26 protein-coding genes are annotated in these 26,554 nt (G+C 55.4%); 8 read left to right on the top strand and 18 right to left on the bottom strand.

What is annotated here, in order from left to right:
* Window positions 1-142: 142 nt before the first annotated feature.
* The 11 genes from fliP to fliF form a co-directional block, all read right to left on the bottom strand.
* Complete coding sequence (fliP, locus tag N6G83_RS29155) at window positions 143-898, bottom strand: flagellar type III secretion system pore protein FliP (protein WP_199063348.1); 756 nt, start codon at window positions 896-898, stop codon at window positions 143-145.
* Window positions 895-1,299 carry a flagellar biosynthetic protein FliO gene (gene fliO / locus N6G83_RS29150; protein ID WP_024528893.1) on the bottom strand — a complete coding sequence of 135 codons (405 nt, stop codon included), beginning with the start codon at window positions 1,297-1,299 and terminating at the stop codon, window positions 895-897. The genes fliP and fliO overlap by 4 nt, the downstream gene beginning before the upstream one ends.
* Window positions 1,299-1,712 (bottom strand): flagellar motor switch protein FliN, encoded by a 414-nt coding sequence (gene fliN / locus N6G83_RS29145; RefSeq protein WP_021180953.1) that lies wholly within the window; start codon window positions 1,710-1,712, stop codon window positions 1,299-1,301. The genes fliO and fliN overlap by 1 nt, the downstream gene beginning before the upstream one ends.
* Window positions 1,705-2,709 carry a flagellar motor switch protein FliM gene (gene fliM / locus N6G83_RS29140; RefSeq protein WP_024528892.1) on the bottom strand — a complete coding sequence of 335 codons (1,005 nt, stop codon included), beginning with the start codon at window positions 2,707-2,709 and terminating at the stop codon, window positions 1,705-1,707. The genes fliN and fliM overlap by 8 nt, the downstream gene beginning before the upstream one ends.
* A gap of 6 nt (window positions 2,710-2,715) precedes the next feature.
* Window positions 2,716-3,207, bottom strand: a complete 492-nt coding sequence (gene fliL / locus N6G83_RS29135; RefSeq protein WP_021180955.1) for a flagellar basal body-associated protein FliL — start codon at window positions 3,205-3,207, stop codon at window positions 2,716-2,718.
* 135 nt (window positions 3,208-3,342) lie between these two features.
* Window positions 3,343-4,563: a flagellar hook-length control protein FliK gene (locus N6G83_RS29130; RefSeq protein WP_211136347.1), complete on the bottom strand. Its 1,221-nt coding sequence runs from the start codon at window positions 4,561-4,563 to the stop codon at window positions 3,343-3,345.
* Window positions 4,560-5,006 (bottom strand): flagellar export protein FliJ, encoded by a 447-nt coding sequence (gene fliJ, locus N6G83_RS29125; RefSeq protein WP_024528889.1) that lies wholly within the window; start codon window positions 5,004-5,006, stop codon window positions 4,560-4,562. The genes N6G83_RS29130 and fliJ overlap by 4 nt, the downstream gene beginning before the upstream one ends.
* Before the next feature lie 18 nt (window positions 5,007-5,024).
* Window positions 5,025-6,386: a flagellar protein export ATPase FliI gene (gene fliI / locus N6G83_RS29120; RefSeq protein ID WP_021805706.1), complete on the bottom strand. Its 1,362-nt coding sequence runs from the start codon at window positions 6,384-6,386 to the stop codon at window positions 5,025-5,027.
* Window positions 6,386-7,084, bottom strand: coding sequence for a flagellar assembly protein FliH (fliH, locus tag N6G83_RS29115; protein ID WP_021180959.1), 699 nt, complete (start codon window positions 7,082-7,084; stop codon window positions 6,386-6,388). Before fliH ends, fliI begins: the two co-directional genes overlap by 1 nt.
* On the bottom strand, window positions 7,077-8,069 hold the full coding sequence (gene fliG, locus N6G83_RS29110; protein WP_024486395.1) for a flagellar motor switch protein FliG: 993 nt from the start codon (window positions 8,067-8,069) through the stop codon (window positions 7,077-7,079). The genes fliH and fliG overlap by 8 nt, the downstream gene beginning before the upstream one ends.
* Entirely contained in the window at window positions 8,066-9,754 is a 1,689-nt protein-coding gene (gene fliF / locus N6G83_RS29105) for a flagellar basal-body MS-ring/collar protein FliF (protein ID WP_211136348.1), read from the bottom strand. The genes fliG and fliF overlap by 4 nt, the downstream gene beginning before the upstream one ends.
* Before the next feature lie 318 nt (window positions 9,755-10,072).
* Between fliF and fliE the strand changes: the two genes are divergently transcribed.
* A complete protein-coding gene (gene fliE / locus N6G83_RS29100; RefSeq protein WP_024528887.1) occupies window positions 10,073-10,387 on the top strand; it encodes a flagellar hook-basal body complex protein FliE in 315 nt (104 codons plus the stop codon).
* An 818-nt stretch (window positions 10,388-11,205) separates the two neighbouring features.
* Here the strand turns inward: fliE and N6G83_RS29095 are convergent.
* From N6G83_RS29095 to fliD, 4 genes are all read right to left on the bottom strand, one after another.
* On the bottom strand, window positions 11,206-12,075 hold the full coding sequence (locus tag N6G83_RS29095) for a helix-turn-helix transcriptional regulator (protein WP_024528886.1): 870 nt from the start codon (window positions 12,073-12,075) through the stop codon (window positions 11,206-11,208).
* A gap of 313 nt (window positions 12,076-12,388) precedes the next feature.
* A complete protein-coding gene (fliT, locus tag N6G83_RS29090; protein ID WP_024528885.1) occupies window positions 12,389-12,757 on the bottom strand; it encodes a flagella biosynthesis regulatory protein FliT in 369 nt (122 codons plus the stop codon).
* On the bottom strand, window positions 12,757-13,167 hold the full coding sequence (fliS, locus tag N6G83_RS29085) for a flagellar export chaperone FliS (RefSeq protein WP_024528884.1): 411 nt from the start codon (window positions 13,165-13,167) through the stop codon (window positions 12,757-12,759). Before fliS ends, fliT begins: the two co-directional genes overlap by 1 nt.
* Window positions 13,168-13,190: 23 nt before the next feature.
* A complete protein-coding gene (gene fliD, locus N6G83_RS29080) occupies window positions 13,191-14,594 on the bottom strand; it encodes a flagellar filament capping protein FliD (RefSeq protein ID WP_211136349.1) in 1,404 nt (467 codons plus the stop codon).
* Window positions 14,595-14,877: 283 nt separating this feature from the next.
* Here fliD and N6G83_RS29075 point away from each other — a divergent pair, with 283 nt between their 5' ends.
* The 7 genes from N6G83_RS29075 (at window position 14,878) to tcyN (ending at window position 21,076) form a co-directional block, all read left to right on the top strand.
* Window positions 14,878-16,152, top strand: coding sequence for a FliC/FljB family flagellin (locus tag N6G83_RS29075; protein ID WP_211136350.1), 1,275 nt, complete (start codon window positions 14,878-14,880; stop codon window positions 16,150-16,152).
* A 181-nt stretch (window positions 16,153-16,333) separates the two neighbouring features.
* Window positions 16,334-17,056, top strand: a complete 723-nt coding sequence (locus N6G83_RS29070; RefSeq protein WP_211136351.1) for an RNA polymerase sigma factor FliA — start codon at window positions 16,334-16,336, stop codon at window positions 17,054-17,056.
* A 60-nt stretch (window positions 17,057-17,116) separates the two neighbouring features.
* Window positions 17,117-17,626 (top strand): flagella biosynthesis regulatory protein FliZ, encoded by a 510-nt coding sequence (gene fliZ, locus N6G83_RS29065; protein WP_024528880.1) that lies wholly within the window; start codon window positions 17,117-17,119, stop codon window positions 17,624-17,626.
* Between the two features lie 126 nt (window positions 17,627-17,752).
* Window positions 17,753-18,739 carry a D-cysteine desulfhydrase gene (locus N6G83_RS29060; protein WP_024528879.1) on the top strand — a complete coding sequence of 329 codons (987 nt, stop codon included), beginning with the start codon at window positions 17,753-17,755 and terminating at the stop codon, window positions 18,737-18,739.
* Between the two features lie 118 nt (window positions 18,740-18,857).
* Entirely contained in the window at window positions 18,858-19,658 is an 801-nt protein-coding gene (gene tcyJ, locus N6G83_RS29055) for a cystine ABC transporter substrate-binding protein (protein WP_024528878.1), read from the top strand.
* Window positions 19,658-20,320, top strand: a complete 663-nt coding sequence (gene tcyL, locus N6G83_RS29050; RefSeq protein WP_021180972.1) for a cystine ABC transporter permease — start codon at window positions 19,658-19,660, stop codon at window positions 20,318-20,320. Before tcyJ ends, tcyL begins: the two co-directional genes overlap by 1 nt.
* A gap of 3 nt (window positions 20,321-20,323) precedes the next feature.
* Window positions 20,324-21,076 carry an L-cystine ABC transporter ATP-binding protein TcyN gene (gene tcyN, locus N6G83_RS29045; RefSeq protein WP_211136352.1) on the top strand — a complete coding sequence of 251 codons (753 nt, stop codon included), beginning with the start codon at window positions 20,324-20,326 and terminating at the stop codon, window positions 21,074-21,076.
* Window positions 21,077-21,108: 32 nt separating this feature from the next.
* Here the strand turns inward: tcyN and N6G83_RS29040 are convergent, their stop codons facing one another.
* The 3 genes from N6G83_RS29040 to putA all read right to left on the bottom strand — a co-directional run bounded on the left by N6G83_RS29040 (window position 21,109) and on the right by putA (window position 26,008).
* Window positions 21,109-21,522, bottom strand: a complete 414-nt coding sequence (locus N6G83_RS29040; protein WP_065684215.1) for a type II toxin-antitoxin system HicB family antitoxin — start codon at window positions 21,520-21,522, stop codon at window positions 21,109-21,111.
* A gap of 27 nt (window positions 21,523-21,549) precedes the next feature.
* The gene (locus N6G83_RS29035) at window positions 21,550-21,738 is read right to left on the bottom strand and encodes a type II toxin-antitoxin system HicA family toxin (protein WP_211136353.1); all 189 of its coding nucleotides are present in this window, start codon (window positions 21,736-21,738) and stop codon (window positions 21,550-21,552) included.
* 298 nt (window positions 21,739-22,036) lie between these two features.
* Window positions 22,037-26,008, bottom strand: a complete 3,972-nt coding sequence (putA, locus tag N6G83_RS29030) for a trifunctional transcriptional regulator/proline dehydrogenase/L-glutamate gamma-semialdehyde dehydrogenase (protein WP_211136354.1) — start codon at window positions 26,006-26,008, stop codon at window positions 22,037-22,039.
* Window positions 26,009-26,554: the final 546 nt, after the last annotated feature.

Genomic DNA, 26,554 nt, shown 5'->3' with positions numbered 1-26,554 from the left:
GCTAGTCTGTGCTCTTTCGGAAAGAATATTGTGCTGTTAGTCATTCTTTTCTTTCAGATGGATAACTAAATTTTCAGCAAGCTCGATCGGTCCCCTCTCCTGGGGGAGAGGGTTAGGGTGAGGGCGAGGGGTCAACACCGATCTAGCTATAAAAACTCTGCGCCAGCGAACCCAACAGCAACTGCCAACCATCCACCAGCACAAACAACATCAGCTTGAACGGTAGCGAGATAGTCGCGGGCGGCACCATCATCATCCCCAGCGCCATCAGCACGCTGGCCACCACCAGGTCGATGATCAGGAAAGGAATAAACACGGTAAAACCAATCTGGAAGGCGGTTTTCAGCTCACTGGTGACATAGGCGGGCAACAGAATACGCATCGGGACGGCCTCTGGGCCTTCCAACGCGGGCAGGTTAGCTAGCCTGGCATACAGGGCGAGATCGCTTTCCCGCGTCTGGCGCAGCATAAACTCGCGCAGCGGTTGCGAACCTTTGTCGATCGCCACTTCCATGCTGATCTTGTCCTGGCTGAACGGCAGATAGGCATCCTGGTACACCTTGTCAAACACCGGTGACATGATAAAGAAGGTCAGAAACAGCGCCAGCCCCAGCATCACCTGATTGGGGGGTGCCGACGGGGTGCCGAGGGCGTTACGCAGCAGCCCCAGCACGATGATGATGCGGGTAAAGCTGGTCATCATCAGCAGCATTGCGGGCAGGAAGCTGAGTGAGGTGATCAGTACCAGCGTCTGTACCGGCAGCGTCCAGCTTTGGCCGCCGTTGGCCGTAGGTTGGCTAATCAGCCCCGGCAACTGTGCCAAAGCGGCAGGGCTGAGCAGTAGCAGGCCAGCAGCCAGCAGCGGGCCAAAAGCCCGGCGGAGGGAGAATGGATTCATGCCGATTTATCCGGGCGTTTTAGTACGTTTTGCATCAGCTGGCGGAAATCTGCCGGTGATTTATGGTCGGTTGCTTCCTGTACCGGTGGTGCGGGCAGGGTGTGCAACGGGGTGATTTGCTGAGCCGTAACGCCCAGCACCAGCCAGGTGTTATCCACTTCAACCACCACCACGCGTTCGCGTTGGCCAACCTGACAACTGGCACGCAGGTTGAGCAATTTTTGATTGCCACGGGCCTGCGGAGCAAAACCTAGACGACGAAACAACCAGCCAGCGAGCAGGATCAGCAACAAAATTGCGCCCAGCGCGCTGCTGACCTGCATCAATACCGAGCCGGTGGGCAGCGCCGTACCGACGGGCTGCTGAGTGCTTTGCGTCTGCACGCTGGCGTTGGGGTTCATCAGCGGCTCAGGCGGCGCATGCGCTCGGAAGGTGTGATGATATCGGTGATGCGTACGCCGAACTTGTCGCCGACCACCACCACTTCGCCCTGGGCAATCAGATAGCCGTTAATCAGGATGTCCAATGGTTCACCGGCCAGACCATCCAACGCCACCACCGAGCCTTGCGACAGGCGCAATAACTCTTTGATGGTCATCTTGGTGCGGCCCAGCTCCACGGTCAGCTTGACCGGAATATCCAGGATCAGATCGATATCTTGCAGGCTACCCAACGCATCCTGAGCTTCCAGCGACTTGAATACGCCTTCGGTAGAGGCGGATTTTTCGGTCGCCTGTTGCTCGTTAAACGCATCAGCCCACAGATCGTCTACGGAGTCCTTCTCTTCGCCAGACGGTTGTTTAGGATCACTCATTGGGCCGTTCCTCGCTCAGGGCATTCAAAATAGGGTTAATCAAATGTTCAACACGCAGGGCGTACTGCCCGTTCAAAGTGCCGTATTGGCTGGTCAATACCGGGACGCCGTCAACATGAGCGATCAGGCGTTCCGGCTTATCGATCGGTAACACGTCGCCCGGTTGCAGTTTCAGCACTTTCGACAGGCGCATCGGGATATCGACAAAGTTGGCTATCAGTTCAAGTTCGGAATGCTGAACCTGTTTCACCAGCGTTTCTCGCCACTGGCTGTCTTCCTGGCGGGAGTTCTCCACCGGTGGGTTAGTCAGCAACTCGCGCAGTGGTTCGATCATGGCGAATGGAATACAGATATTGAATTCACCGCTCAGCGCCCCGATCTCCACCTGGAACGGCGTGGTTACCACGATATCGTTGGGAGAGGTGGTGATATTGGTGAACTTGACCTGCATTTCGGCACGTACGTATTCCACGTCGATCTTGTAGATGGCGCTCCAGGCATCGCCGTAGGCATCCAGCGCCAAGCGCAGCATGCGCTTGATCACCCGCTGTTCGGTTGGCGTAAATTCCCGGCCTTCCACCTTGGTAGGAAAACGGCCATCGCCGCCGAACAGGTTATCCACGGCGATAAACACCAGGCTGGGGGCAAACACAAACAGCGCCGTGCCGCGCAGTGGATTCAGGTGGACCAGGTTCAGGTTGGTCGGCACTGGCAGGTTGCGGGCAAATTCATGGTATGGCTGGATTTTGATCGCCCCGACGGTGATATCCGGGCTACGGCGTAACAGGTTAAACAACCCCATGCGAAACTGACGGGCAAAACGCTCGTTAATGATCTCCAGGGCTTGCAGGCGCTCACGCACCACGCGGCGTTGGGTTGTGGGATCGTAAGGTTTGACCTCACTTTCATTACCGATGACGGCGGCGGGTTCATCCCCCGCGCTGTCGCCATTGAGCAGTGCGTCGATCTCGGCCTGTGAAAGAATATTGTCGCCCATGGTTAATTACCGCAGTATGAAGGCAGTGAACAGCACATCGCTGACCACTTGCTTCGGTTGTCCCGTTACCAGCGGTGGGCTGAGCACGTCTTTAATCTGTGCCACCAGTTGCTGTTTCCCTTGCTCGTTGGCCAGTTGGCTTGCTTCCTGCCGTGAAAGCAGCATTAGCAGACGGCTACGCACTTCCGGCAGAAAATCGTTCAGCCGGCGGCGTGTTTCTTCATCTGGCAGGCGCAGCGTCAGGCCGATATACAGCACGCGGTCCAGATTGTTATCCGGCGTCACCAGATTGACGGTAAAGGTATCGAGCGGCATAAACACCGGTGCCGGAGGCGGCTGCTTTTTTTCCTCGGCGGCGGGTTGACCGTTCTTATGCTGCTGCATCAACCACCAGCTATAGCCTGCGGCACCACATGCGCCCAAGGCGATCAGTACCAGCAGGATCACCAGTATTGGACGTTTCTTTGTTGCTGCTGTTGGAAGGGAGTTCTGAGACATTACCAAGTCAAATCCTGTTCTCTGCGTGCAGATAGGCAGCACGCAATACATGTAAAGCTATTATCCCGCTTATTCCAGGCTGCAATAGCCAGAATAGGCGGGGAAAAGCGTGCCAGCTTGGGCGTTTGCACGCCGTCAGGCGAAAATATCAACGCCGTCGACCGAACGAGCCATTGCCTGCAGCGCTGCTGGAGCGCTCAGGGCTTCAACGCCGGTTTCGGCGCTGCCGTGCTGTTCACGGTAAGAAGGCTGCCCGCCTTGGTGAGAGGCTTGCTGCTGTGACTGTTGCGGCTGCGGCAGTGACTCACCGCCAACGCTGCTCTGGCCAAGGTTGATACCACTTTCCGCCAGCGCATGGCGTAGATGGGGCAGCGCGGCTTCCACCGCCGCACGAACCTGGCCGTGTGCCGAGGCGATATGCAACTGGGCCTGGTTATCGTCGAGCTTCAGCGTGATTTGCAAGGCACCCAGTTCCTGCGGATGCAGGCGTAATTCGGCGCTCTGTTGGCCGTTGCGGTGGAACATCAGCACCTGCTGACTCAGCGCCTGCTGCCATTCAGGGCTGCCGAGTTGAGCGTTCAACTGTGGCGTTGCCGGTGCGCTTACCGTCGCGCTGACAGGTTGGCTGGCGATCACCGGGCTGGACACTGGTGCAGGGGCTGCGTGCTGTGGCGTTGCAGAAGATTGCGCCGATTCGGCCACCAATTTCAGTGGGGAGGTGCCGCGATCCTGATTGTCATCGGCCTGAGAAGACAGTACCGCCGCTGCGTCAGTTTTGGCGGCCAAGGCGGATTTATCGTCTGCGTGCGGCTGCGATTTTGACGCTGGTAGGCTGGCAGTGGATAACGCGGGTTTTTCGCTCAGGGTGGCTAACAGTGATGCAGCTCCCGTCAGCGGCGCTTCATCCCCGCTTGGTTCAGCGGCGGTTGCTACCCCATTTCCCGGTAGCGGCTGCACAACGGCGGCAGGCAGCATGGCAAACAGGGCCTGCAAACTGGTCGCATCCAAAGTATCGACAGGGTGCAACGGCTGTTCGTCATCGCGCTTGGTTAACCGGGTTTGGTTATCGTCTGCCGTATCCAGATCCTGCGGGGCAGCCTGCAATCGGCCACGATCGCTAAACGAGGTCAGCAGTTGGTTAAGCTGCTGGCGGCTGAGGGTTGAGAGTTGTGGATCTTTGGCCAGTAGCTGTGCCACGTTCGGCTTGCCTTTCAGTTGACCTTCAGGCGCGAAGCGTTCACCGAGCAGTTGAGCAAAGCTGGCAGACAGCCCGGCATCATCCAACGACAGCGCGGTAAGGCCAGTCTCCGTGCCGTCAGCGGCCGCCGGCAAGCCAGAGAGAACGTTGAGATTCATGGGTTTAGATTCCTTTGTGAACTGCGTTGAGCGAACTCATCCATCAGTTTTTGGTCACGCTTGTTTTCCAGCACCAGCTCGGCGCTGAGGGCACGGGTGTTGAGCGTTTCAAAAGCGTTCAGCCGCTGCTGTTTGTCCTGCCACTGCTTGACCGCCCGTTCTACCTTCTCGCTCCACTGCAGCAACTGCTGGCGGTGCTGGCTGATGGCCTGCTCGAGCGTGCCGATAAACTGCTGGTAGTTTTGCCAACTGGCGGAACCCATGCCGCTAGACAGGGTGTTGTTCAGCTTTTGCCGATACTCATCCTGGTAGTTGAGCAGCATGGCAAGCTGTTGTTCCGCCGCCTGTTGCGCCTGACGTGCCTGACCGAGGTGCTGTGCGGCCTGTTCTACGGCATCCTGCGCCAGATCGCGCAGGATAATCAGCGGTGACTGTGGTTTCATGGTGCTCAGGCTCCGTGGTTAAACAATCAGTTGCTGTAACTGCTGGCAGGCATCGTCGTAGCCGCTGCGCTCGAAGATGCCCTGTTGCAGATAGGCTTCCATCTGCGGATATAGCGTCATGGCTTTGTCCAGCAGCGGATCGCTGCCTGCGGCGTAGGCTCCTACACTGATCAGATCGCGGTTACGTTGGTAACTGGCCAGCATCTGTTTGAAATTACGTACCCGCCGGTAATGCTCCTCATCGATCAGCGAGGTCATGGCTCGGCTGATCGAGGCTTCAATATCGATGGCGGGGTAGTGGCCCGCCTCTGCCAAGCGCCGGGAGAGCACCACATGGCCATCGAGAATGGCGCGTGCCGAATCGGCAATCGGGTCTTGCTGGTCATCACCCTCGGTCAACACGGTATAAAAAGCGGTAATGGAACCGCCGCCGCTGATGCCGTTACCTGCACGCTCCACCAGCGCGGGCAGTTTGGCGAATACCGAAGGCGGATAGCCTTTGGTAGCCGGGGGTTCGCCGATCGCCAGGGCGATCTCACGTTGCGCCATGGCGTAGCGGGTCAGGGAATCCATAATCAGCAGCACGTGTTGGCCACGATCGCGGAAATCTTCGGCGATGCGGGTAGCGTAGGCGGCGCCCTGCATGCGCAGCAGTGGGGAAACGTCTGCCGGTGCAGCGATCACCACCGAACGGGCTCTTCCCTCGGTGCCGAGGATGTTTTCGATAAAGTCTTTCACTTCGCGGCCACGTTCGCCGATCAGCCCGACGACGATCACGTCGGCCTGGGTGTAACGCGCCATCATGCCGAGCAGTACGCTTTTACCCACGCCAGAACCGGCGAACAGGCCCATACGCTGGCCACGCCCCACGGTGAGCAGCCCGTTGATGGTGCGCACGCCCACGTCGAGTACCTGTTCGATCGGGGTGCGCTGCAACGGGTTGAACGGGGCGGTGATCAGCGGCGCACGGTAGCCGGTATCGGGTGCTGGCAGACCATCGAGCGGTTTGGCACCGCCGTCGAGCACCCGGCCAAGCAATGCCGGGCCGAGGGGTAACTGTTTGCTGGCGCTTTGCCCTTCGGGGGAGACGCGAGCATAGACCCGAGCGCCGGGCACGATACCGTCGACCTCTTCCAGCGGCATCAGGAACAGTCGCTGGCCGTTAAAACCGACCACCTCGCTTTCTACCTCCTGCACCACACCGCTGTCATGGCGTTCGATCAGGCAGGTGGCCCCCAGCGGTAACTGCAAACCGGTGGCTTCCAGTACCAGCCCGGTAGCTCGGGTCAGGCGGCCATAGCGGCGCACCGCTGGCGCACGGGCAATGCGTTTTTCCAGACTGTCCAGCGAGTTCAGCCAGCGGCCGAGACGAACGGTCATCACAGCTCTCCCGGTGCGGCCAGACGGCACAGCTCATGCCAGCGGGTGGCCAGGCTGGCATCCAGATCGCCTTCTTCTGCGCTGACCTTGCAGCCGCCTGGATGTAACTGTCCGTCGGCCAGCAGCCGCCAGCCGTGCAGGCTGAGGGTCATGCCAAGCTGCTGCTCTACCCGTTCGTAATCATCCGGGTGTACGCGCAGCTGAGGTTTACCGCTGAACATCGGTTCTTGCTGGATCAGCTGTTGGATCTGGCCGAGCAGGGCAGTACCGTCGCACACTGGTGCTTGCCCGATGACCTGTTTGGCCGCTGTCAGGGCCAGCTGCATCAGGCGTGAGGCAATCACGCTGTCGAGCGCGTCCAGCGTGTGCTGGAACTCGGTGACCAACTGTTGCCAATGTTCCGTGATCGGTTGCTGCTGCTGTTGGCCCGCCAGAATGCCTTGCTGACGCCCTTCCTCCAGCCCGGCCTGGAAACCGGCGTCATAGCCTTTCTGCTGGCCCTCGGCAAAGCCTTGTTGCTGACCTTGCTGTTGGGCCTGCAAACGCAGCATCTCCAGCCGCTGCTGTTCGTTGATGCTGTCATCCTGCGGGATGATGATCACCTCAGGCGGGCTTTCCGGTTCCAGCACCGGTTTGGGATCCGCCAGGTCATTAAGCGACCAGGGCTGCCAGGGCAGGGTATTGAGGCGATCAGACATAGGTGTCCTCGCCACCGCCGATGATCATTTCGCCGGTTTCTGCCAGGCGGCGTACCACCAACAGGATAGCCTTCTGTTCGTTCTCCACCTGCGACATGCGCACCGGGCCACGGTTGGCCAGATCGTCGCGCAGGATATCGGCGGCACGTTGTGACATGTTCTTGAGGAACTTCTCGCGCAGCGGTTGTTCTGCCCCTTTCAAGGCGATCAACAGGGATTCGCTTTCCACGTCCTGCAACAGGCGCTGGATGCTGCGGTCGTCCACTTCGACCAGGTTTTCGAACAGGAACATTTCGTCGATGATCTTCTGCGCCAGCTCGCCGTCGTAGTCGCGCATGGCACCGATAACCGCCTCTTCCTGCTGGGTTTTCATCAGGTTGATAATCTCGGCGGCGGTACGGACTCCCCCCATTTTGCTGCGCTTGAGGTTCTGGCCGTCCAGCAGATTGTTCAGCACTTCGGTCAGCTCTGCCAAGGCGTCCGGTTGTACACCGCCGAAGGTGGCGATACGCAGCATCACGTCGTTGCGCAGGCGCTCCTCGAACTGTGCCAGGATATCCGCCGCCTGGCCGCGCTTGAGGTGAACCAGAATGGTGGCAATGATCTGCGGGTGTTCGTCGCGGATCAGATCGGCCGCGCTCTGCGGTTCCATAAAGTTGAGCGTTTCCATGCCGGAGGTGTCTTCACGTGATTCGAGAATATCCTCCAACAGACTGCTGGCACGTTCTTCACCCAAGGCTTTAACCAGCACCGATCGCAGGTAGTCGCTGGCATTGACACTCAGCGCGGCATACTGTTCGGCATCGTCTTCAAACTCGCTGAGGACTTCCCCCAGCTGTTTGTGAGACACCTGACGCATGCTGGCCATGGTGCCACTCAACTGCTGCACTTCCCGTGACGAGAGGTGCTTGAAGACTTCGGCGGCGCGATCTTCACCCAGCGTCATCAGCAGGATGGCGCTCTTTTCGGTACCTGTCAGGCTCATAATTCGTTACTCATCCATTGACGGATCACCAGGGCGACCACGCGTGGATCTTTATCTGCCAGTTCGCGGATCCGCTGGCCCTGGACTTCAGCATTGACGCGCTGCTGTGATTTCTTATGCAGCGCCTGCTCTTCATGACTTGGCTTATTGACCTCAGCCGGGCGGCTAGCTGGTGCCTTGGCAGCAGTAACCGCGGCCTGTTGTGCGATCTGACGGCTTTGCAGCTGCGGACGAACCAGCTTGCGCCACAAAATCCAGGCTACCAGCAGCACCAGCAAATAACGGCCTGCGTTGAACAACTGATCGATAAACGACTGTGACTGCCAGAAAGGCAACTCGCCGCCGGTCTGCTCTACATCGTTGAACGGAGTGTTGACCACGTTAAGCGTATCGCCACGGCTGCTGGAGTAACCCATCGCTTCACGGACCAGTGACTCCACCTGGGCCAACTGCTCTTTGCTCATCGGCTGCGGTTTGCCGTCTTTATCGGTACCCAGGGTGTTGAGCACCACGGCGACCGACAGGCGTTCCACCGCTCCAGCCTTGTGCTGGGTATGACGAATGGTGCGATCCACCTCGTAGTTGGTGGTTTCATCACGGCGACTGTTTTGCGCTACGTTACCACTAGCCCCGGTTCGCGTGCTGTTATTGGCATTGTTTGCCGTGGCAGGAGTATTAGTATTACCCGCAGCCGTAGTTTTTGGTGTTTCTATCGGTGCAGTCGGTGCTGCACTCGGCTGGTTGGAAAGGGCACCCGGTACGCCGCCAATCTGTTGCCCGCCGTTCTGTTCACTCTGGCTGAGCTGTCTGGAGCGTATCGCGGATTTATCCGGCTGCTGGTTGGGCTGGTACTGTTCGTCGGTTTGCTCACGGGTGGAGAAATCGATTTGTGCCGTTACTTGTGCACGCACGTTCGCGCTGCCGACGATCGGTGCCAGAATGGCTTCAATACGACGCTGATAGCGGCTCTCAACCTCATTGGCGTACTTCAGCTGTGCGGCATTGAGATCGCGTCCGGTGCCGTCGGATTGGGTCAGTAAGCGGCCAGCCTGATCGACCACCGTGACGTTGCCCGGCGGTAAACCGGCCACGCTGCTGGACACCATATACACCACGGCATTGATCTGGCCGTCGTCCAGGGTGCGGCCTGGTTGCAGCGTTAGCGTCACGGAAGCTGAAGGGTTCTTTTGTTCGCGTACAAACAGCGAAGGCTTAGGCAGTGCCAGATGCACACGGGCATTCTGTACCGGCCCTAGGGATTCGATAGTGCGTGACAGTTCGCCTTCCAGCGCGCGCTGGTAGTTGATCTGTTCGCTGAACTGGCTGATGCCAAATTTTTCCTGATCCAGCAGCTCAAAGCCGACGGCCCCACCCTTAGGCAGCCCCTGTTGCGCCAGACGCAGGCGGGTTTCATGCACCTTTTCCGCCGGGATCATCAACGCCGAGCCGTTCTCGGTAAAGCGATAGGGGATGTTCATCTGCGTGAGTTGCGTGACGATGGCGCCGCCGTCGCGATCGTTGAGATTGCTGTACAGCACGCGGTAATCCGGGCTTTTGGCCCATAGCGTCAGCGCAACCACGATGGCGATCGCCGCCGAGGCTGCGATCAGCAGTGGAATTTTAGGGTTGGCACGCAGGCGATTCCATAGGGCCAGCAGGCCGTTATCACGGCTTTCACCATTCATGCTGGTACCCACTCTGGTGGGTTCGAGGTATGGCTAGCGTTGTTGAGTGATGACAAAACAGACTCCCTGAATACACAGTTCTTTACGGCCTAACAAAAGCGCCCCCATTTTTGGGCATGCCATTATTTGCTCTTGGGACCAATTTTGATGGCCCGATAAACCGGTGTTTTTGCAGTTAATTAGCCGCTTTAGCCGGAAAACACTGTGGTAGGGTGTGCAGTATCGGGATCATGCAGGTGAATGAAGGCGCGGTTTTCCCGTCGTCTTTCAGACCACCGCATGAAATCCATAGGCTATGAATGAAGTGACGAGGTCATGATGGCAATTCAGGGTATTGAAGGAGTGGTGCAGCAGTTGCAAGCCACGGCAGTTCAGGCCGGAGCGCTGCGACAAAACGATCCGGTGCAGGGAGCAAGCTTTGCCAATGAGTTAAAGGCGGCTCTCGGTAAGATCAGCGAGACTCAACAAACTGCACGCCAGCAAGCACAGGATTTTGAATTGGGTGTGCCGGGTATCAGTTTGAACGACGTGATGGTCGATCTGCAAAAATCTTCGGTTTCTTTGCAACTGGGAGTGCAGGTGCGTAATAAACTGGTTGCGGCTTATCAAGACGTCATGAATATGGCGGTGTAGGGGTAAATAAAGGGTGGCTATAGCACACAACAGATAATCTGTTCTGTATTGGCGTAAGCCTCCCTAATGTGATTTTCTCTGGTTTTCGGCCCGTTTGCCCAATCAATAAATCATGGCGAGCCGGTGTCTTGAGCGTCGGCGGTGTTTTTTATGGGCGACGCCAATCTTTTTACTATCAATAACTTTGGCGTGTTTCTTAAAGGAAAAAAGGCATAAAACAGTCAGCGATGCTACCAAATACTCCATTATCTTATCCTCCTTGAATTGGTTAATTAAGCTAATATTTGTAGTTATTGTCCTGAATGTCAATTAACCGGTGTGCAAATTAGATATATCCTTATGGCCCCCAGGAGCTATCTTATATTTTTAAGCGGAGTCGTTCTCTGTCACTCGTAGCCCACGTAAAAAGTATTGGCTGACGGTGAGGCGATTGAGTCTCATTCAAGCACTGGCACAGAACCGCGAACTGTGTAACTTAAAGAAATACCTCTGTTTTATTGAAAGACCTAATTCCTATTGTGCGGTAGTTGTTATTTTTTCGATCGTGCTTTGGAGTAGGCTGATGCCGTTGTGGATAAGACGAACGATACACGGCTTTGGCAAGGATGTTATTTTCTCTATGGAAATAATCGCGCTAATAGTATTTATTCGGGAAAGGTGATGAGCACTAAAAGTGAAGTAAGATGGCGTTTTTTCAGTATTGTCATGTTAATTGTGTTGGCCGTATTGACCTATGCGTTAGTTAAACTCAACTGATGTACGGGCCACTCAGGGTGGCCTTAGTCACATCCTCAGCCTGCCGTTGTTAAAATCAGCACTTATTCCTCTACCGTATTTAGCCATGGATATGCCGGGGGCTGTACGGCGGTGGGCTGCATAATTCGCTGGTGTCCACGGATGGCGGTAGGCGCGAAGCCGAATCGTTTACGAAAGCGTTCGGCAAACCGGGAAGAACTCTCGTAGCTCACATATTGTGCAATGGCGGAAATCGGCCAGTCTGTGGCCTGCAATAAGAGCAGCGCGCGGCTCATACGTACGTCGATCATCAGGCTGCGCAAGGCGCTATTCTCCGCCGACAGTTTACGCCGCAGCACCACCTCGCTCATCATCAGATTTTCAGCCACTTCGGCGGCGGTCCAAATCCGTTGCGGATCGCTTGCCAGCAAGCGGCGCACCTGCTGGGTCAGATTATTGGCTTCCTGGTGAATAAAGCGAATCCCGAGGTGTGCCAGCCACAGTAGGATTTCGCACATTTTATGGTGGATAATCATCTGGGGAAAACGATCGTGCAGCGTCAGTGCCAGTGCAGCGGTTTCAAAACTGTGCAAAAACGGGCAGGGCAGCTTCGTCAGCGTAGTGACGCCGGTGAAAGGGATAGGCGGCGGCGCGATAGGCGCATTGGCTAGCGTATCAAACAGCAAGGGATCGCAAATCAGCAGTTGGCAACTGAATATTCCACTGTCTGAAAGGCTATTAATCACATCGGCGGTTAGCCCACCTTCTACGATCAACAGCTCCCCAGCGCGAGCTACCACCTCCCGCTGCTGCCACCGTATACGTGTTTGCCCTTGTTGGATCAAAAACAGATGCGTCTGCTCAAAATAGAGCGACGGAAGTCGCAGTTCAGTATGCTGAATGATGTGTGCTGAGGCACCGATCCCAGGACAAAAATTAATTAAGCGTTCCATCAATATTCATTTCATCGTTATTATCTACGAATATCTTTACGCTTTGCTGGGGGATGGAGCAACATTTTTTCGCCTGTTGCCGATCACAACTCGGTAATTTACTTGTCAAGAATCAGTTTCCTGTTGAACAGAAAACGTCCGTGTCGGGATAAGTGTTATCCATTAAATCGGCAATAGTGCCAGCGGTTTGCATTTTCATGCATTACCTGCCATACGAATTATTCAAATCTCATGCGTTTATATTATGGTGCAACGGGATAATAATAGTGTTTTATCCTATTAATTACTTAGGATAGACGGTAAAACATAAGATTTATCTTGGTTGCGGCTCACCAAGCAGCAAAGCGCGGTCATGGAATTGACCGTAGGTGCTGTTGACCACGCTCTGGCGGGTAGACTGCCCGATCAACACCGTTAATTCGTCCATGCGTAGCTGCATCAGTCGCTTCAGTTCGGTTTCGTTGTTGAGGATTTGCTGCAATTTACCGCGTAAAATATCCTGCAAGCTCGAAGATGGCTCAGGGATACCCGCCAGTTGGGCGGTTTTTTCTACCGCCTGTACATAGACGATCTCCATTTCAATCAGCGCATCCCACTGGCCAGCCTGCGCCAGGGTGATCATCTGCTCGCTCAGGGTATGGATCTGTTGATAGGCCGATAGCAGTTGTTGGTGGTGTTCCATTATACGCCGTCCTGAACGGGTTGATAATTGGGGCCAATTTGGCGCCAGGCGTCGGCAATGTTCTCCAGCAGCCCGCTGACTTCGTCAAGGGCCGCGACATCGTTGTGCAGGTTGGCCTGCATCAGACGGCGTTTCATATAATCATATAAGGCTGCGAGATTATCGGCGATCTCCCCTCCCTGTTCATGGTTGAGGCCATTTTTTAGCCCGTTATCAATGATATTAATCGCTTTTGAGATCGCCAGCCCCTTGCCGGCGATATTCCCCTGATTCATCAGGATGCGTGCACGAAGCAGGGCGCTAAGCGCCCCGTCGAATAGCATCACGATGAGCTGGTGCGGGCTGGCACCCATCACGCCACTTTCTACACTAACCTGGGCGTAAGCCTGGGTTCCGCTGCGGTTGTACATGCTATTTTACCTGGTTAACGCGCCTATTTAGACGTGAACTGTTGGGTTAAATAATTACTGGTACCATTCAGTTTCGACATCATGGTATCCAACTGAACAAATTGCTGTTTGTAACGATCGATGGAGCTTTGAATGCTTTCGGTCACGCGGGTGATTTGAGTATTCAAACGGTCGAGGTTGGTATTGATACTCTTGGTCGAGTTCTCAATCACGCCACCGGCCTTGATATAGTTTTGGATCTCATTGTGGATTTCCGTCGCCATACCGCTCTCCTTGCCATCACCCGCGAAGAAATTGGCTACCTGATCGGGTTTTTCATCGATCGCTTTTTTCAACTTTTCGCTGTCCAATTCCAGCTTGCCGGTTTTGGTATTGGTGGTAATACCCAGGTTACCCAAGCCTTTCAGCTCCGGGTTGTCCTGTGCGGCGCTCAGCGCGCTCTTAATGGAGGATTGGATGCCGCGCAGCGTGTTGTCGCCCAGCAATGCTCCGTTTTTGGCGCTCTGCTCTTCGCCACTTTTCACCGGGGTGTATTTGGTCAGGGAATTGAAGGTATCCAATAGCGAGTTATAGCTATCAACCCAAGCCTTGACCTTGTCCGAGGTGCCGCTTTTATCACCGGTGACCACCAGGTTCTGCGGTTCGCCCGGTTTGGTGGTGGTTTTCAGATCCAGCGTCACCCCTTGCAGGGCGTCGGCGACCGAGTTGGTGCTGCGCTTGATGGTGGTGCCGTTAATGGTCAACTCGGCATCCTGGCCTTTGACCGTTTCCTTCATCGCGTTGCTGGTGCTGGTAGGATCATAATTTAAGATCGCCCCCAGTTTATCGTCATTATTGACTTGCACCTTGACCGTATTTTTTTCGCCGGTGGTGGAGGAGCTGATGGCCAACTGATAGTCGTTGTCGCCCACGCGCATGATGGTGGCGTTCACCCCGGCTTTGGCGCCGTTAATCGCATCACGCATTTCCAGCAGTGAGGTTTGATCGTCACCTAGCGGGATTTTGACCTCTTTGGGCGGGTTGCCGGCGGTGATCGAAATCGAACGATCGCTGGCGCCGCTAGTGCCCAGATTTTCCGCTTGATCTTTAATATCGGCCTTTGTCGTCAAGGTTTGCGGCTGTGCCAGGTGCAGCACCTCGACGCTATAGTTACCCGGGACCGATTTGGCGGTGGTAGTCACGTTAAACTGATCGTGAGTGGTGGCGGTAGTATTGTTAAAGAATTCTGGCTTGGCCAAATCCTTGCTCAGGTTATCGAATTTTTCCAGCGAGCTTTTCAGCGTGCCGTAGGCGGTCAGCTTGGCGTTATAGCTGGTTTGCTGAGTAGTATAAGGTGTCAGACGTTGTTGTTCCGCCTTGGTCAGCTTGTCCAGCAAGCCGTTGAGGTCCAGCCCTGAGCCGATGCCTAATGAACTAATCGATGCCATTCGTGATTCTCCTATGGTCAATGACTTTTACGCTCTATGCGTTATCGGCTCAGTATTCAAAAAGTTTACGGATAAATAGAAAAAACGATGGCGCAGTAGAAGAGGGAAAAACAGCGTTATTCGCGCCATTGGCGAAAAGTGAAAAAAACGCAAAAAAAATCTAAAGGTTGTGGGGGGAGCGCCGATACCTGAGGAGACGGTGGTTGACGCCGTGGACCAACAAGGTCCGAACCCTTTAATTGTGAATGCGAACGTCGCAACTGATTCGTAAGGAAAGCAAATTATGGCACAAGTAATTAATACCAACAGCCTGTCGTTGATGGCGCAGAACAACCTGAACAAATCTCAGTCTTCTCTGGGGACCGCTATCGAGCGTCTGTCTTCCGGTCTGCGTATCAACAGCGCGAAGGATGATGCTGCGGGTCAGGCGATCTCTAACCGTTTCACCGCTAACATCAAGGGCCTGACTCAGGCTTCCCGTAACGCTAACGACGGTATCTCTCTGGCGCAGACCACTGAAGGCGCACTGAACGAAGTCAACGACAACCTGCAGAACATCCGTCGTCTGACCGTTCAGTCTCAGAACGGTTCTAACTCATCCAGCGACCTGCAGTCAATCCAGGATGAAATCTCTCAGCGTCTGAACGAAATCAACCGTATTTCAGAGCAAACCGACTTCAACGGCGTGAAAGTGTTGAGCAGCGACCAGAAACTGACCATTCAGGTCGGTGCCAACGATGGTGAAACCATCGATATCGATCTGAAAGATATTAATAAAAGTACCCTGAACCTGGATACCTTCTCCGTTGCATTTGGTGTAGATAAATCCAAGGTTGGTGGTACTGCTGTTGCGACAACCGATACCGTCACCTTAGATAAAACAGTAGCGTTTAAAGCTGGCCAAAAAGTTGGCACTGATGATGTCATTGGATATGTTAAAGGTTCAGACGATAAGATTTATGCCCGTACAGCCAATGCAACGACGCCATACGCTGAAGTAACCGGTCTGACTAAAGATGGTACCGCAACATTTGCTGCTCCAACTGCCGCTACAGCACCAATCACGGCTGGCAAAGCCGTGAGCGAAGGCAATATAATGGTTAAGGCCGCAGATAACGCCGCTAATGACCTAGCTAAAACCTTTGCATATAGCGGTACTGAAAAAGGTGCTCCTAAATATGTGATCAAAGATAGCAGCGGTGCGACCGACCGTTTCTATGCAGCATCTTTCGATACCGATGGCAAAGTTGTTCGTGGCGCAGAGCTTAGCTCAAACCCAGCAACCAAAGATCCATTAGAAGCACTGGATAAGGCTCTGGCACAAGTTGATGGCCTGCGTTCTTCCTTGGGTGCGGTACAGAACCGTTTCGATTCTGTAATCAACAACCTGAACAGCACCGTTAACAACCTGTCTGCTTCCCAGTCTCGTATTCAGGATGCTGACTACGCGACCGAAGTGTCCAACATGAGCCGTGCCAACATCCTGCAACAGGCTGGCACCTCTGTTCTGGCCCAGGCTAACCAGTCTACCCAGAACGTACTGACCCTGCTGCGTTAATCGACTCTCTCCGATTAGCCTTGTCATCCAAACCCTGCTTCGGCAGGGTTTTTTGTCTTCTGCTGCCGTCTGGGCTTTTACATGGCACAAATAAAGCCCGTTTTGTACGGCTGTTCAGACGATTGGTATTGCGCCTGCTACGGATAATAGTCATGACTCCGTTATCCGCAGGTTAGACATAGTGAGCGATCTGTATACCGCCGAAGGCGTCATGGACAAAAATTCTCTCTGGCTGCGCTACGTTCCGCTAGTGCGCCACGAGGCGTTACGCCTGCAGGTTCGGCTGCCCGCCAGCGTGGAACTGGACGATCTGCTGCAAGCAGGGGGAATAGGGCTGTTGAACGCCGTTGAGCGTTACGATGCCCTACAAGGAACGGCCTTCACGACCTATGCCGTGCAGCGTATTCGCGGTGCAATGCTCGACGAGTTGCGTAGCCGCGACTGGGTGCCGCGCAGCGTACGCCGCAATGCTCGGGAAGTGGCGCGCATGATGCAACAGTTGGAACAGCGGCTTGGCCGCCCGGCCAGCGAAGTGGAGGTGGCACAGGGGCTGGATGTCTCGCTGGACGAGTATCGCCAGATCCTGCTGGACACCAATAATAGTCAGCTATTTTCCTACGACGAATGGCAGGAAGAGCATGGCGACAGTGCCGAACCGGTGCTGGAAGGTCATGAGGCTGCCAATCCGCTGCATAAACTGTTGGAAGGCAATCTGCGCCAGCGGGTGATCGACGCCATCGAGGCGCTGCCGGAACGCGAAAAACTGGTACTGACGTTGTATTACCAGGAGGAGTTGAATCTGAAGGAAATTGGCGCAGTGCTTGATGTGGGTGAGTCGCGAGTCAGCCAGTTGCACAGCCAGGCGATTAAACGCCTGCGGGCACGTCTGGCCCAGGACTCCTGAACCCCAAAGCCTGCCTCCCTAACCAACCTGATTACTGCCGCAATAAATGGACTGCAAATGATGCCAGGAAAACAGTTGAAGAAACGGCCACTCAGCCGCTACCTGAAAGATTATAAACACAGCCAAACCCATTGCTCCCAGTGCGAGAAGGTGCTTGACCGCATGGCGCTGGTGTTCCGTGGCAAGATCATCAATAAGGAAGCCATCGCCCGGATGGATCAGCCGATTGACGATCTGGTCTGGCAAAACGTGCAAAGCGAGTTGACCGCGCTATGCCGTTTTTGTAGTGAAATCTCCTGTAATAGTCACCCCAGCTACTTCGACATCATGGCGTTTAAACAGTATCTGTTTGAACAAACCGAGATGAACCACAGCACCATCCGTGAATATGTCGTGCGCCTGCGGCGCCTGGATGAAATGCTGGTGGCACACAACTATCCTGCCGATCAGTTTGCCAGTGCGTTCAACCATCAGCGTATTATTGACGATCTGCCACCGGCGGTGAGCGATAACTACCGCATTGCGCTGCGTAAATACGACCAGTACCTGGCCTGGCAAAAAAGCTACTGAGTGATCTGACCCGGTCGGTTGGCCGGGTTACCTTGCACCCACCCCCACGAATAAAGAGTGATTATTCAGAGCACATCTGATAAATCTATCACTCAAACACCGTTATTTTATTCCCTGGGGGAAGTTGTGGATCTGCAACAGCAACTGGCGCAATTCCCGCGCCTGGATTTGGTTGGCTCTGCCACGCCGCTCGAAAAGTTATCCCGCCTTTCAGACTACCTTGGCCGCGACATTTACATCAAACGTGACGATGTCACGCCGATGGCAATGGGTGGCAACAAGCTGAGAAAGCTCGAGTTTTTAGCCGCCGACGCGGTACGCCAAGGGGCCGACACCCTGGTTACCGCCGGTGCCATTCAATCCAACCACGTTCGCCAGACCGCCGCCGTGGCGGCCAAGCTCGGCCTGCAATGCGTTGCGCTGTTGGAAAACCCCATCGATACCAAAGCGGAAAACTACCTCAGTAACGGTAATCGCCTGCTGCTCGATCTGTTCAATGTTGAAGTGGTGATGTGCGATGCCTTGCACGATCCGCAGATGCAACTTGCCGATCTGGCCACACGTTTGGAAGCCCAAGGTTTCCGTCCTTATGTCATCCCCGTAGGTGGTTCCAACGCGCTCGGCTCATTGGGCTATGTGCAGTGTGCGCTGGAAATTGCCGCGCAAAGCCATGGCGTTACCTTCAGTTCGATCGTGGTGGCATCCGGCAGTGCCGGGACGCACGCCGGTCTGGCGGTGGGGCTACAGCAACTGCTGCCTGAGAGCGAACTGATTGGCGTGACCGTTTCCCGCAAGGTGATCGATCAGTTACCGAAGGTTGAACAGTTGCAAAAGGCGGTCGCCTGTTCGCTGGATATTGACGAGTTGGCCCCCATTACCCTGTGGGATGACTATTTTGCCCCGCAGTACGGTATGCCGAATGACGAAGGTATGGCGGCGGTGAAGCTGCTGGCGCAGCAGGAAGGCGTGCTGCTGGACCCGGTCTATACTGGTAAGGCGATGGCGGGGTTGATTGATGGTATCAGCCAGAAACGTTTTCGCGATGAAGGTCCGATCCTGTTTGTGCACACTGGTGGAGCTCCTGCGCTGTTCGCCTATCACCCGCAGGTCTGATGCCGAGCACAGTTGTTATTCCATTTAGAACTATAGTTATTAGGTTATATTCCTTTATGAAGTGCTTATGACTGTTAAAGTCATGAAATCAAAAAGATAAACAACAGATGGGGTGTCTATGGTCTTTTCAAAATTTCGTCGTCAACTGCTGCTGGGGGTGATGGCTGTGGCGCTGACCACCGGCTTGAACGTGAAAACCTACGCGGCCGATAACCTGCTCGATCAGGTCAAGCAGCGCGGCACGCTGATCGTTGGGCTGGAAGGCACCTATCCGCCGTTCAGCTTCCAGGGCGAGGACGGCAAACTGACCGGCTTCGAGGTGGATTTCGCTAATGCACTGGCGGAACATCTGGGGGTGAAGGCCAAGCTCAATCCAACCAAATGGGATGGCATGTTAGCCTCGTTGGAGTCCAAGCGTATCGACGTGGTGATCAATCAGGTTACCATCTCCGATGAGCGTAAGAAAAAGTACGATTTCTCTACCCCATACACCGTTTCCGGTATCCAGGCGCTGGTGAAGAAAGGCAATGAAGGCATTATTACCAAGGCCGATGACCTGAAGGGTAAAAAGGTCGGCGTGGGCCTGGGCACCAACTACGAACAGTGGCTGCGTGACAACGTACAGGGTGTTGATGTGCGTACCTACGACGATGACCCAACCAAATATCAGGATCTGCGCGTAGGCCGCATTGATGCCATTTTGGTCGACCGTCTGGCGGCGTTGGATCTGGTGAAGAAAACCGGTGATACGCTGGCCGTCGCTGGCCCGGCATTCTCTCGCCAGGAAGCTGGCGTAGCGGTACGTAAAAACAATCCGGAACTGCTGGCCGCTATCAATCAGGCGATTGCCGAAATGCAGAAAGACGGGACGTTGGCGAAGATCTCTGAAAAATGGTTTGGCGCGGACGTAACTAAATAATGCAAGAGAGTATTCAACTGGCGCTGGATTCAGCGCCATTTTTATTACGGGGTGCGCTGTTGACCCTCCAGCTCAGTCTGGGTGGTATGGCGCTCGGTTTGATCCTCGGTTTTTTGCTGGCGCTGATGCGCCTTTCGCCGTTATGGCCGATCTCCTGGCTGTCACGCATCTACGTTTCCCTGTTTCGCGGTACGCCGCTGATCGCCCAGCTGTTTATGATCTATTACGGCTTGCCGCAGTTTGGCATTGAGCTGGATCCGTTCCCGGCGGCATTAATCGGCCTTTCGTTAAACACCGCCGCCTATACATCGGAAACGCTGCGTGCGGCGATTTCCTCGATCGACAAAGGGCAGTGGGAAGCGGCGGCCAGTATCGGCATGACGCCCTGGCAGACCCTGCGCCGGGTGATCCTGCCGCAGGCGGCTCGCACCGCGCTGCCTCCGTTGGGCAACAGCTTTATCGGTTTGGTCAAGGATACCTCGCTGGCGGCGACCATTCAGGTGCCGGAGCTGTTCCGTCAGGCGCAACTGATCACCTCACGTACGCTGGAAGTGTTCGCTATGTATCTGGCGGCATCGCTGATCTACTGGGTGATGGCCACCTTGCTTTCCGCGTTGCAGAACCGTCTGGAAGCGCACGTTAACCGTCAGGATCAGGAGTAGCCGATGAGCTCCATCGAAGTCAGACAGTTGGTTAAAAAGTTCAAAGGGCAGACCGTATTGCACGGGATCGATCTTGAGGTGAACGCGGGTGAAGTGGTGGCGATTATCGGGCCTAGTGGTTCCGGTAAGACGACTTTGCTACGCAGCATCAACCTGCTGGAAGTGCCGGATTCTGGCACTATCCGTGTCGGTGACATCTTGATCGACAGCGCTCGCCCGCTGAGCAAACAAAAAAATCAGGTACGGGCCCTGCGCCAGCAGGTGGGCTTTGTGTTTCAGAGCTTCAACCTGTTTCCCCACCGTTCGGTGCTGGAAAACATCATCGAAGGACCGGTGATCGTTAAAGGAGAGGCCAAGACCAGCGCTGAAAAGCTGGCGCGTGTCCTGCTGGCAAAAGTGGGGCTGAGCGGTAAAGAACAAGCTTACCCTAAACGTTTGTCCGGCGGTCAGCAGCAGCGCGTAGCCATTGCCAGGGCGTTAGCGATGCAGCCCGAGGTCATTTTGTTTGATGAACCGACCTCTGCGCTGGATCCTGAACTGGTTGGCGAAGTGCTCAATACCATTCGCGCCTTGGCAGAAGAGAAACGCACCATGGTGATCGTCACCCACGAAATGAGCTTTGCCCGTGATGTGGCCGATCGCGCCATTTTTATGGATCATGGCCGCATTGTCGAACAGGGGCCCGCGAAGGCGTTGTTTGCCAACCCGCAGCATCAGCGAACCAAGCAGTTTCTGGATAAGTTTCTCAATCAGTGATCTTGTCAGGGGGCGATGCCCCCTTAACCTCGTTATCCTGCCTTTAACAACTCATTACGCGCTGCGGCGGCGAGAAATGCACTGCGGCTGCCATAACCCGGGTGCTGCTGCACCAACGAATCAATACGGTTGAGCAACCTGTGGGGCAACGTGATATTGATGCGTTCTGCCCGGCCATCGAATTTGTCCATATTGATATCCACCAGTAACCACTGGCCGCCATTAAGGGCGTCGTTGCCCTGAGCCAGATGGAAGGACACTGCTTGTGGGCGTGGAATGGCCTGATTCTCTTCGCTCAATAATTCAAAGTGGGCATCCAGCGCGCTTTTGGCATCCTGGAAGGTCTGATCGAGACTGTCTCCGGCAAAGTAGCAGCCTGGCACATCGGGAAAAAAGCCGCTGGCGCTGCCATCTGGCTCGGCATGTATATAAGCGGGATAAAACATAGTGTTACCTCATCATTGCGAAATGGTCTAGGAATTAAGCAACCCTGCATCCTTCATGATTTGCCGCAGCGTTTCCAATTTCACCTCCTTATTGGGATGAGGCACGGTGATCACCAACGGTGAGTTGGGGTGTTTGAATTGATGGTGGCTGCCTTTGATCCGTTGTAAAACCCAACCATGGCTTTCGAGTCGTTTAATCAGTTCTGAACTTTTCACCTGTTCATTCCTTACAATACACACCATACACATTTATTGGCAAGGAGATGAATACGGTATCGGCTGACTTTTATGCAGGCAATAAAAAACCCCGAGTCAATGCTGGGTTTGCGAAGAGGCTCGCAACGTAGATGCTGACAAACTTCAACCGGTGCAAAACGTAGGGGGGCTGCATGCTGTACCCCCTTCAGTTGGAGTTGGAGACGGTGGAGGTTGCATGGGGCGTGTTTAGCGTGGCAGAAAAAGGGCGCAGTTCATATGATGCTGCGCCCTTTTGGGGGGAGAAATACGGCTGTTGTTAACCGATAGTCATCAGGCTGGCGTTACCCCCGGCGGCAGCGGTGTTGACGCTTAATGAGCGTTCGATCAACAGGCGCTCCAACAGGATATTGGTTTCACCGCGGGCGAAGCCCTGCACCGAGACAATGGCACCGCTGCGTTGAGCAATCTGCTCACACAGGGTGCGCAGCTGATCGGCGTCGCCGTGATAGATGGCTGCATCAAACTCGACTTTATCCTGCGCCCAATCCTTGGTGAAACCGATCCGTGCCTGTACGGCGGCTGGCAAGCTGCGATAGAGCGTGCGCTGCAATTCCGCTTCCGGCCACAGCGCCTGGCTGCCAACCGCCAGCACGGCGGCCAACTGGTTCAGCGCATCGGCGTTGTTGTCCGCCAGGCACAGCACGCGTTCACGTGGCAGCAGGGCGTAAGTGTTGCGTTCCCCGGTTGGGCCTGGCAGCGGGCGAACGGTGCCACCCTGACCCAGTTCGGCGTATTGTTGCGCCAGAACTGCCAACTCGCGATGGTTCTCTGCCACGGCCCATTGTTCCAGAGCCTGATGCGGCACAAGCAGCGTAGGGCGCACGGTAGCCTCCAGAGGATGCTCGTTATCCTGGCGATTCAGAGTGCGCTGCACGGCATCCTGTGGACGGCTGGCCAGCAGGCGGTACAGATAGAGTGGACCACCGGCTTTCGGCCCGGTGCCAGATAATCCCTCGCCGCCAAACGGCTGCACGCCTACCACCGCACCCACCATATTGCGGTTAACATACAGGTTACCGACCTTGGCATGATCGGTGACTCTGGCGATGGTTTCATCGATACGCGTATGGATACCCAGCGTCAGACCATAGCCTGAAGCATTGATCTGATCGACCAACGCGCCCAGGTTGGCACGCTGGAAGCGCACTACGTGCAGCACTGGGCCAAAGATCTCTTTTTGCAGCTCGTCAAAGCTTTCCAGTTCGATCAGCGTTGGTTTCACAAAGGTGCCGCGAGCCCACTCTTTCTCATCATCTCCCAGGCTTTTTGCCGCCTGATACACCTTGCGGCCTTTGGCACGCATGGCCTGGATATGGCGTTCAATACCGGTTTTGGCTTCGGCGTCGATCACCGGGCCAATGTCGGTAGACAGGCGTTCCGGGTTGCCCATCCGGCATTCGGCCATCGCCCCGCGCAGCATTTTCAGGGTGTGTTCTGCCACGTCTTCTTGCACACACAGGATGCGCAGGGCAGAGCAACGCTGTCCGGCACTGTCGAAGGCGGAGGCCACGACGTCGGTCACCACCTGTTCGGTCAGTGCGGAAGAGTCGACGATCATCGCATTCAAACCGCCGGTTTCGGCAATCAACGGGGTCGGGCGGCCTTGAGGATCAAGGCGGCCTGCGATGTTGCGTTGCAGAATGCCCGCAACGTCGGTGGAGCCGGTGAACATCACGCCGCGTACACGGGAATCATTGACCAATAGGGAACCGACGGTTTCACCCTGGCCAGGCAACAGTTGCAGAACACCCTGAGGAATACCAGCCTCTAGCAGGATGCGTACCGCCTGGGCGGCGACCAACGGCGTCTGTTCTGCCGGTTTTGCCAGCACGCTGTTACCGGCGGCAAGGGCGGCGGCAACCTGACCAGTGAAGATGGCCAGCGGGAAGTTCCACGGGCTGATACAGACTACCGGGCCTAACGGGCGATGGCTGTCGTTGGCGAAGTCGTCACGCACTTGGCCAGCGTAGTAATGCAGAAAATCAACCGCTTCACGGACTTCTGAGATGGCGTTATTGAAGGTTTTACCCGCCTCACGCACCAGGATCCCCAGCAGGCTTTGCAGTTGGCTTTCCATCAGCTCTGCCGCGCGTTCCAAGATGGCAGCACGTTCGGAAGGTGGGGTGGCAAACCAGATCGGCCCGGCTGCGGCTGCGGAGTCTAATGCCCGGCTGACCTCACCTTCGGTGGCCTCACGTACATAACCGACGATATCACCCGGTTCGGCAGGGTTGATCACCGGTTGTTCAACTCCTTGATCCAACGGAGCATCAATAATCGGCTCGGCACGCCATTGCTGGCTTGCGCTGGTGAGCAGGGCGCTGGACAGCGAAGCCAGCCGCTGTTCGTTGGCAAGATCCAGGCCGCTGGAGTTAACGCGTTTTTCACCATATAGCTCACGCGGCAACGGAATGCGCGGATGCGGTAAACCTATGCGGCCTTCGCTAGCCGCCATGGCCTCGACCGCGCTGACCGGATCGGCTACCAGTTCGTCGAGTGGCAGGGTGGCATCGGCAATACGGTTAACGAATGAGGTATTGGCCCCGTTTTCCAACAGACGGCGTACCAGATAGGCCAGCAGCGTTTCGTGTGTGCCGACTGGCGCATAAATACGGCAAGGGCGGTTCAACTTGCCGTCGGCCACTTTGCCTACCACCTGTTCGTACAGCGGTTCTCCCATGCCATGCAGACACTGGAATTCGTACTGGCCCGGATAGTAGTTATTGCCTGCCAGATGATAGATGGCGCTCAGGGTGTGGGCGTTGTGGGTAGCAAACTGCGGATAAATCAGGTTCGGTACCGCCAGCAGCTTGCGGGCGCAGGCCAGATAGGAAACGTCGGTATACACTTTGCGGGTATACACCGGGTAGCCTTCCAGGCCATCCATCTGAGCGCGTTTGATTTCGCTGTCCCAGTAAGCGCCTTTAACCAGGCGGATCATCAGGCGACGACGGCTGCGGCTGGCCATGTCGATCACCGCATCAATGGCAAACGGGCAGCGCTTCTGGTAAGCCTGAATAACAAAGCCAATGCCGTTCCAGCCGGCCAACTGCGGCTCAAAGCACAGCTTTTCCAGCAGATCGAGGGAGATTTCCAGGCGATCGGCCTCTTCGGCGTCGATATTGATGCCGATATCGTATTGGCGCGCCTGTAACGTCAGCGACAGCAAGCGTGGATACAGCTCTTCCATCACGCGATCGTACTGGGCACGGCTGTATCGTGGGTGTAGCGCCGAGAGTTTGATCGAGATGCCCGGGCCTTCATAGATGCCACGGCCATTGGAGGCTTTGCCGATAGCGTGGATTGCTTGCTGATAGGAAACCAGATAGGCCTGCGCATCGGCTTCGGTCAGTGCGGCTTCACCCAGCATGTCGTAAGAGTAACGGAAGCCTTTGTCTTCCAACTTACGCGCGTTGGCCAGCGCTTCGGCGATGGTTTCACCGGTCACAAACTGTTCGCCCATCAGGCGCATCGCCATGTCGACTCCTTTACGGATCAACGGCTCGCCGCGCTTACCGATGATGCGGTTCAGTGCGCTGGAGAGATTGGCTTCATTATGGGTAGACACCAGCTTGCCGGTAAACAGCAGGCCCCAGGTCGCGGCATTGACGAATAGCGAAGGGCTGCGGCCAAGGTGGGAGTGCCAGTTACCGTTGCTGATTTTGTCGCGGATTAACGCATCGCGCGTTGGCTTGTCTGGAATACGCAGCAGCGCTTCGGCCAGGCACATCAGAGCCACCCCTTCCTGAGAAGAGAGTGAGAACTCCTGCAGCAATCCTTGCACCATACCGGCGCGGCCGTTGGCACTCTTCTGGTTACGCAGCTTCTCAGCAATGCCATAGGCCAGTTTATGGGTGGCCTGTGCCAGATCGGCAGGTAAACGAGCCTGTTCGAGCAGCATTGGCACCGCTTCAGTTTCCGGGCGGCGGTAGGCGGCGGTGATAGCCGCACGAGTGACGGACTGTGGCAGGATCTGTTCGGCAAACTCAAGGAAAGGCTGATGGGACTCTTCGGGCACCTGCGGCGTGACATCATCCGCTTCTGCCTGGCTGGTTGCGGTCAGCGTCGGAATTTCTGGCAGATCGGAACCACTTTCCAGACGCTCAAGATAATTGAAAATAGCCTGCTTGATTAACCAGTGTGGCGTGCGGTCAATTCGTTGTGCCGCGCTCTTGATGCGATCGCGGGTTGCTTCATCGAGCTTCACGCCCATTGTGGTAGTGCCCATGCCAATCCAGCTCCTGTGTTTGGAACCCCTCCCAACCGGCGAGATTAGGGGCGCTCCGTAGAGTAATGAGGTTTTTGATGCCGACAATATCCTGCATGTTGCAACTTTGTGCAACCTTGTTAAATGTGGCCTGGTGGCGAAGTGTGACTCCAATCGATTTTTTAACATCTGAGCACTGCGGATGACGGGCAGATAAGCGGGGTTGTGGTGTAAGACCAGGGTATTTCCCTGTATTAATCAGGGTTAAGTAAGAGGTGCAACTCACTCCTGCTGTGACGAGTACAACCTTGACAGCCAATAAATGTGAGCTGGCGTGAGTTTCGTGTGACTTTTTTGTTAAATCTCTTGTTGGTTGTTGACTGCCTCAACTAGGATAGCCAGCGTTCAGACCATGATGGGTATAAACGCTGTTCGCTCGCCACCATCGCAATGCGCCTCGTTCCGGCACTTGGCGGGTGAAATTACTGACATAAAAATACCCGATAACTTTCAATAGGCTGCTAACATACGGCGGCTTGAAAGGGAGAAGGGAATAAGAATTGGAGA

Source organism: Serratia sp. PL7, from assembly GCF_945957435.1.
Note: the sequence above shows the minus strand (reverse complement) of the source record. Positions and strands in the feature narration are given on the sequence as shown.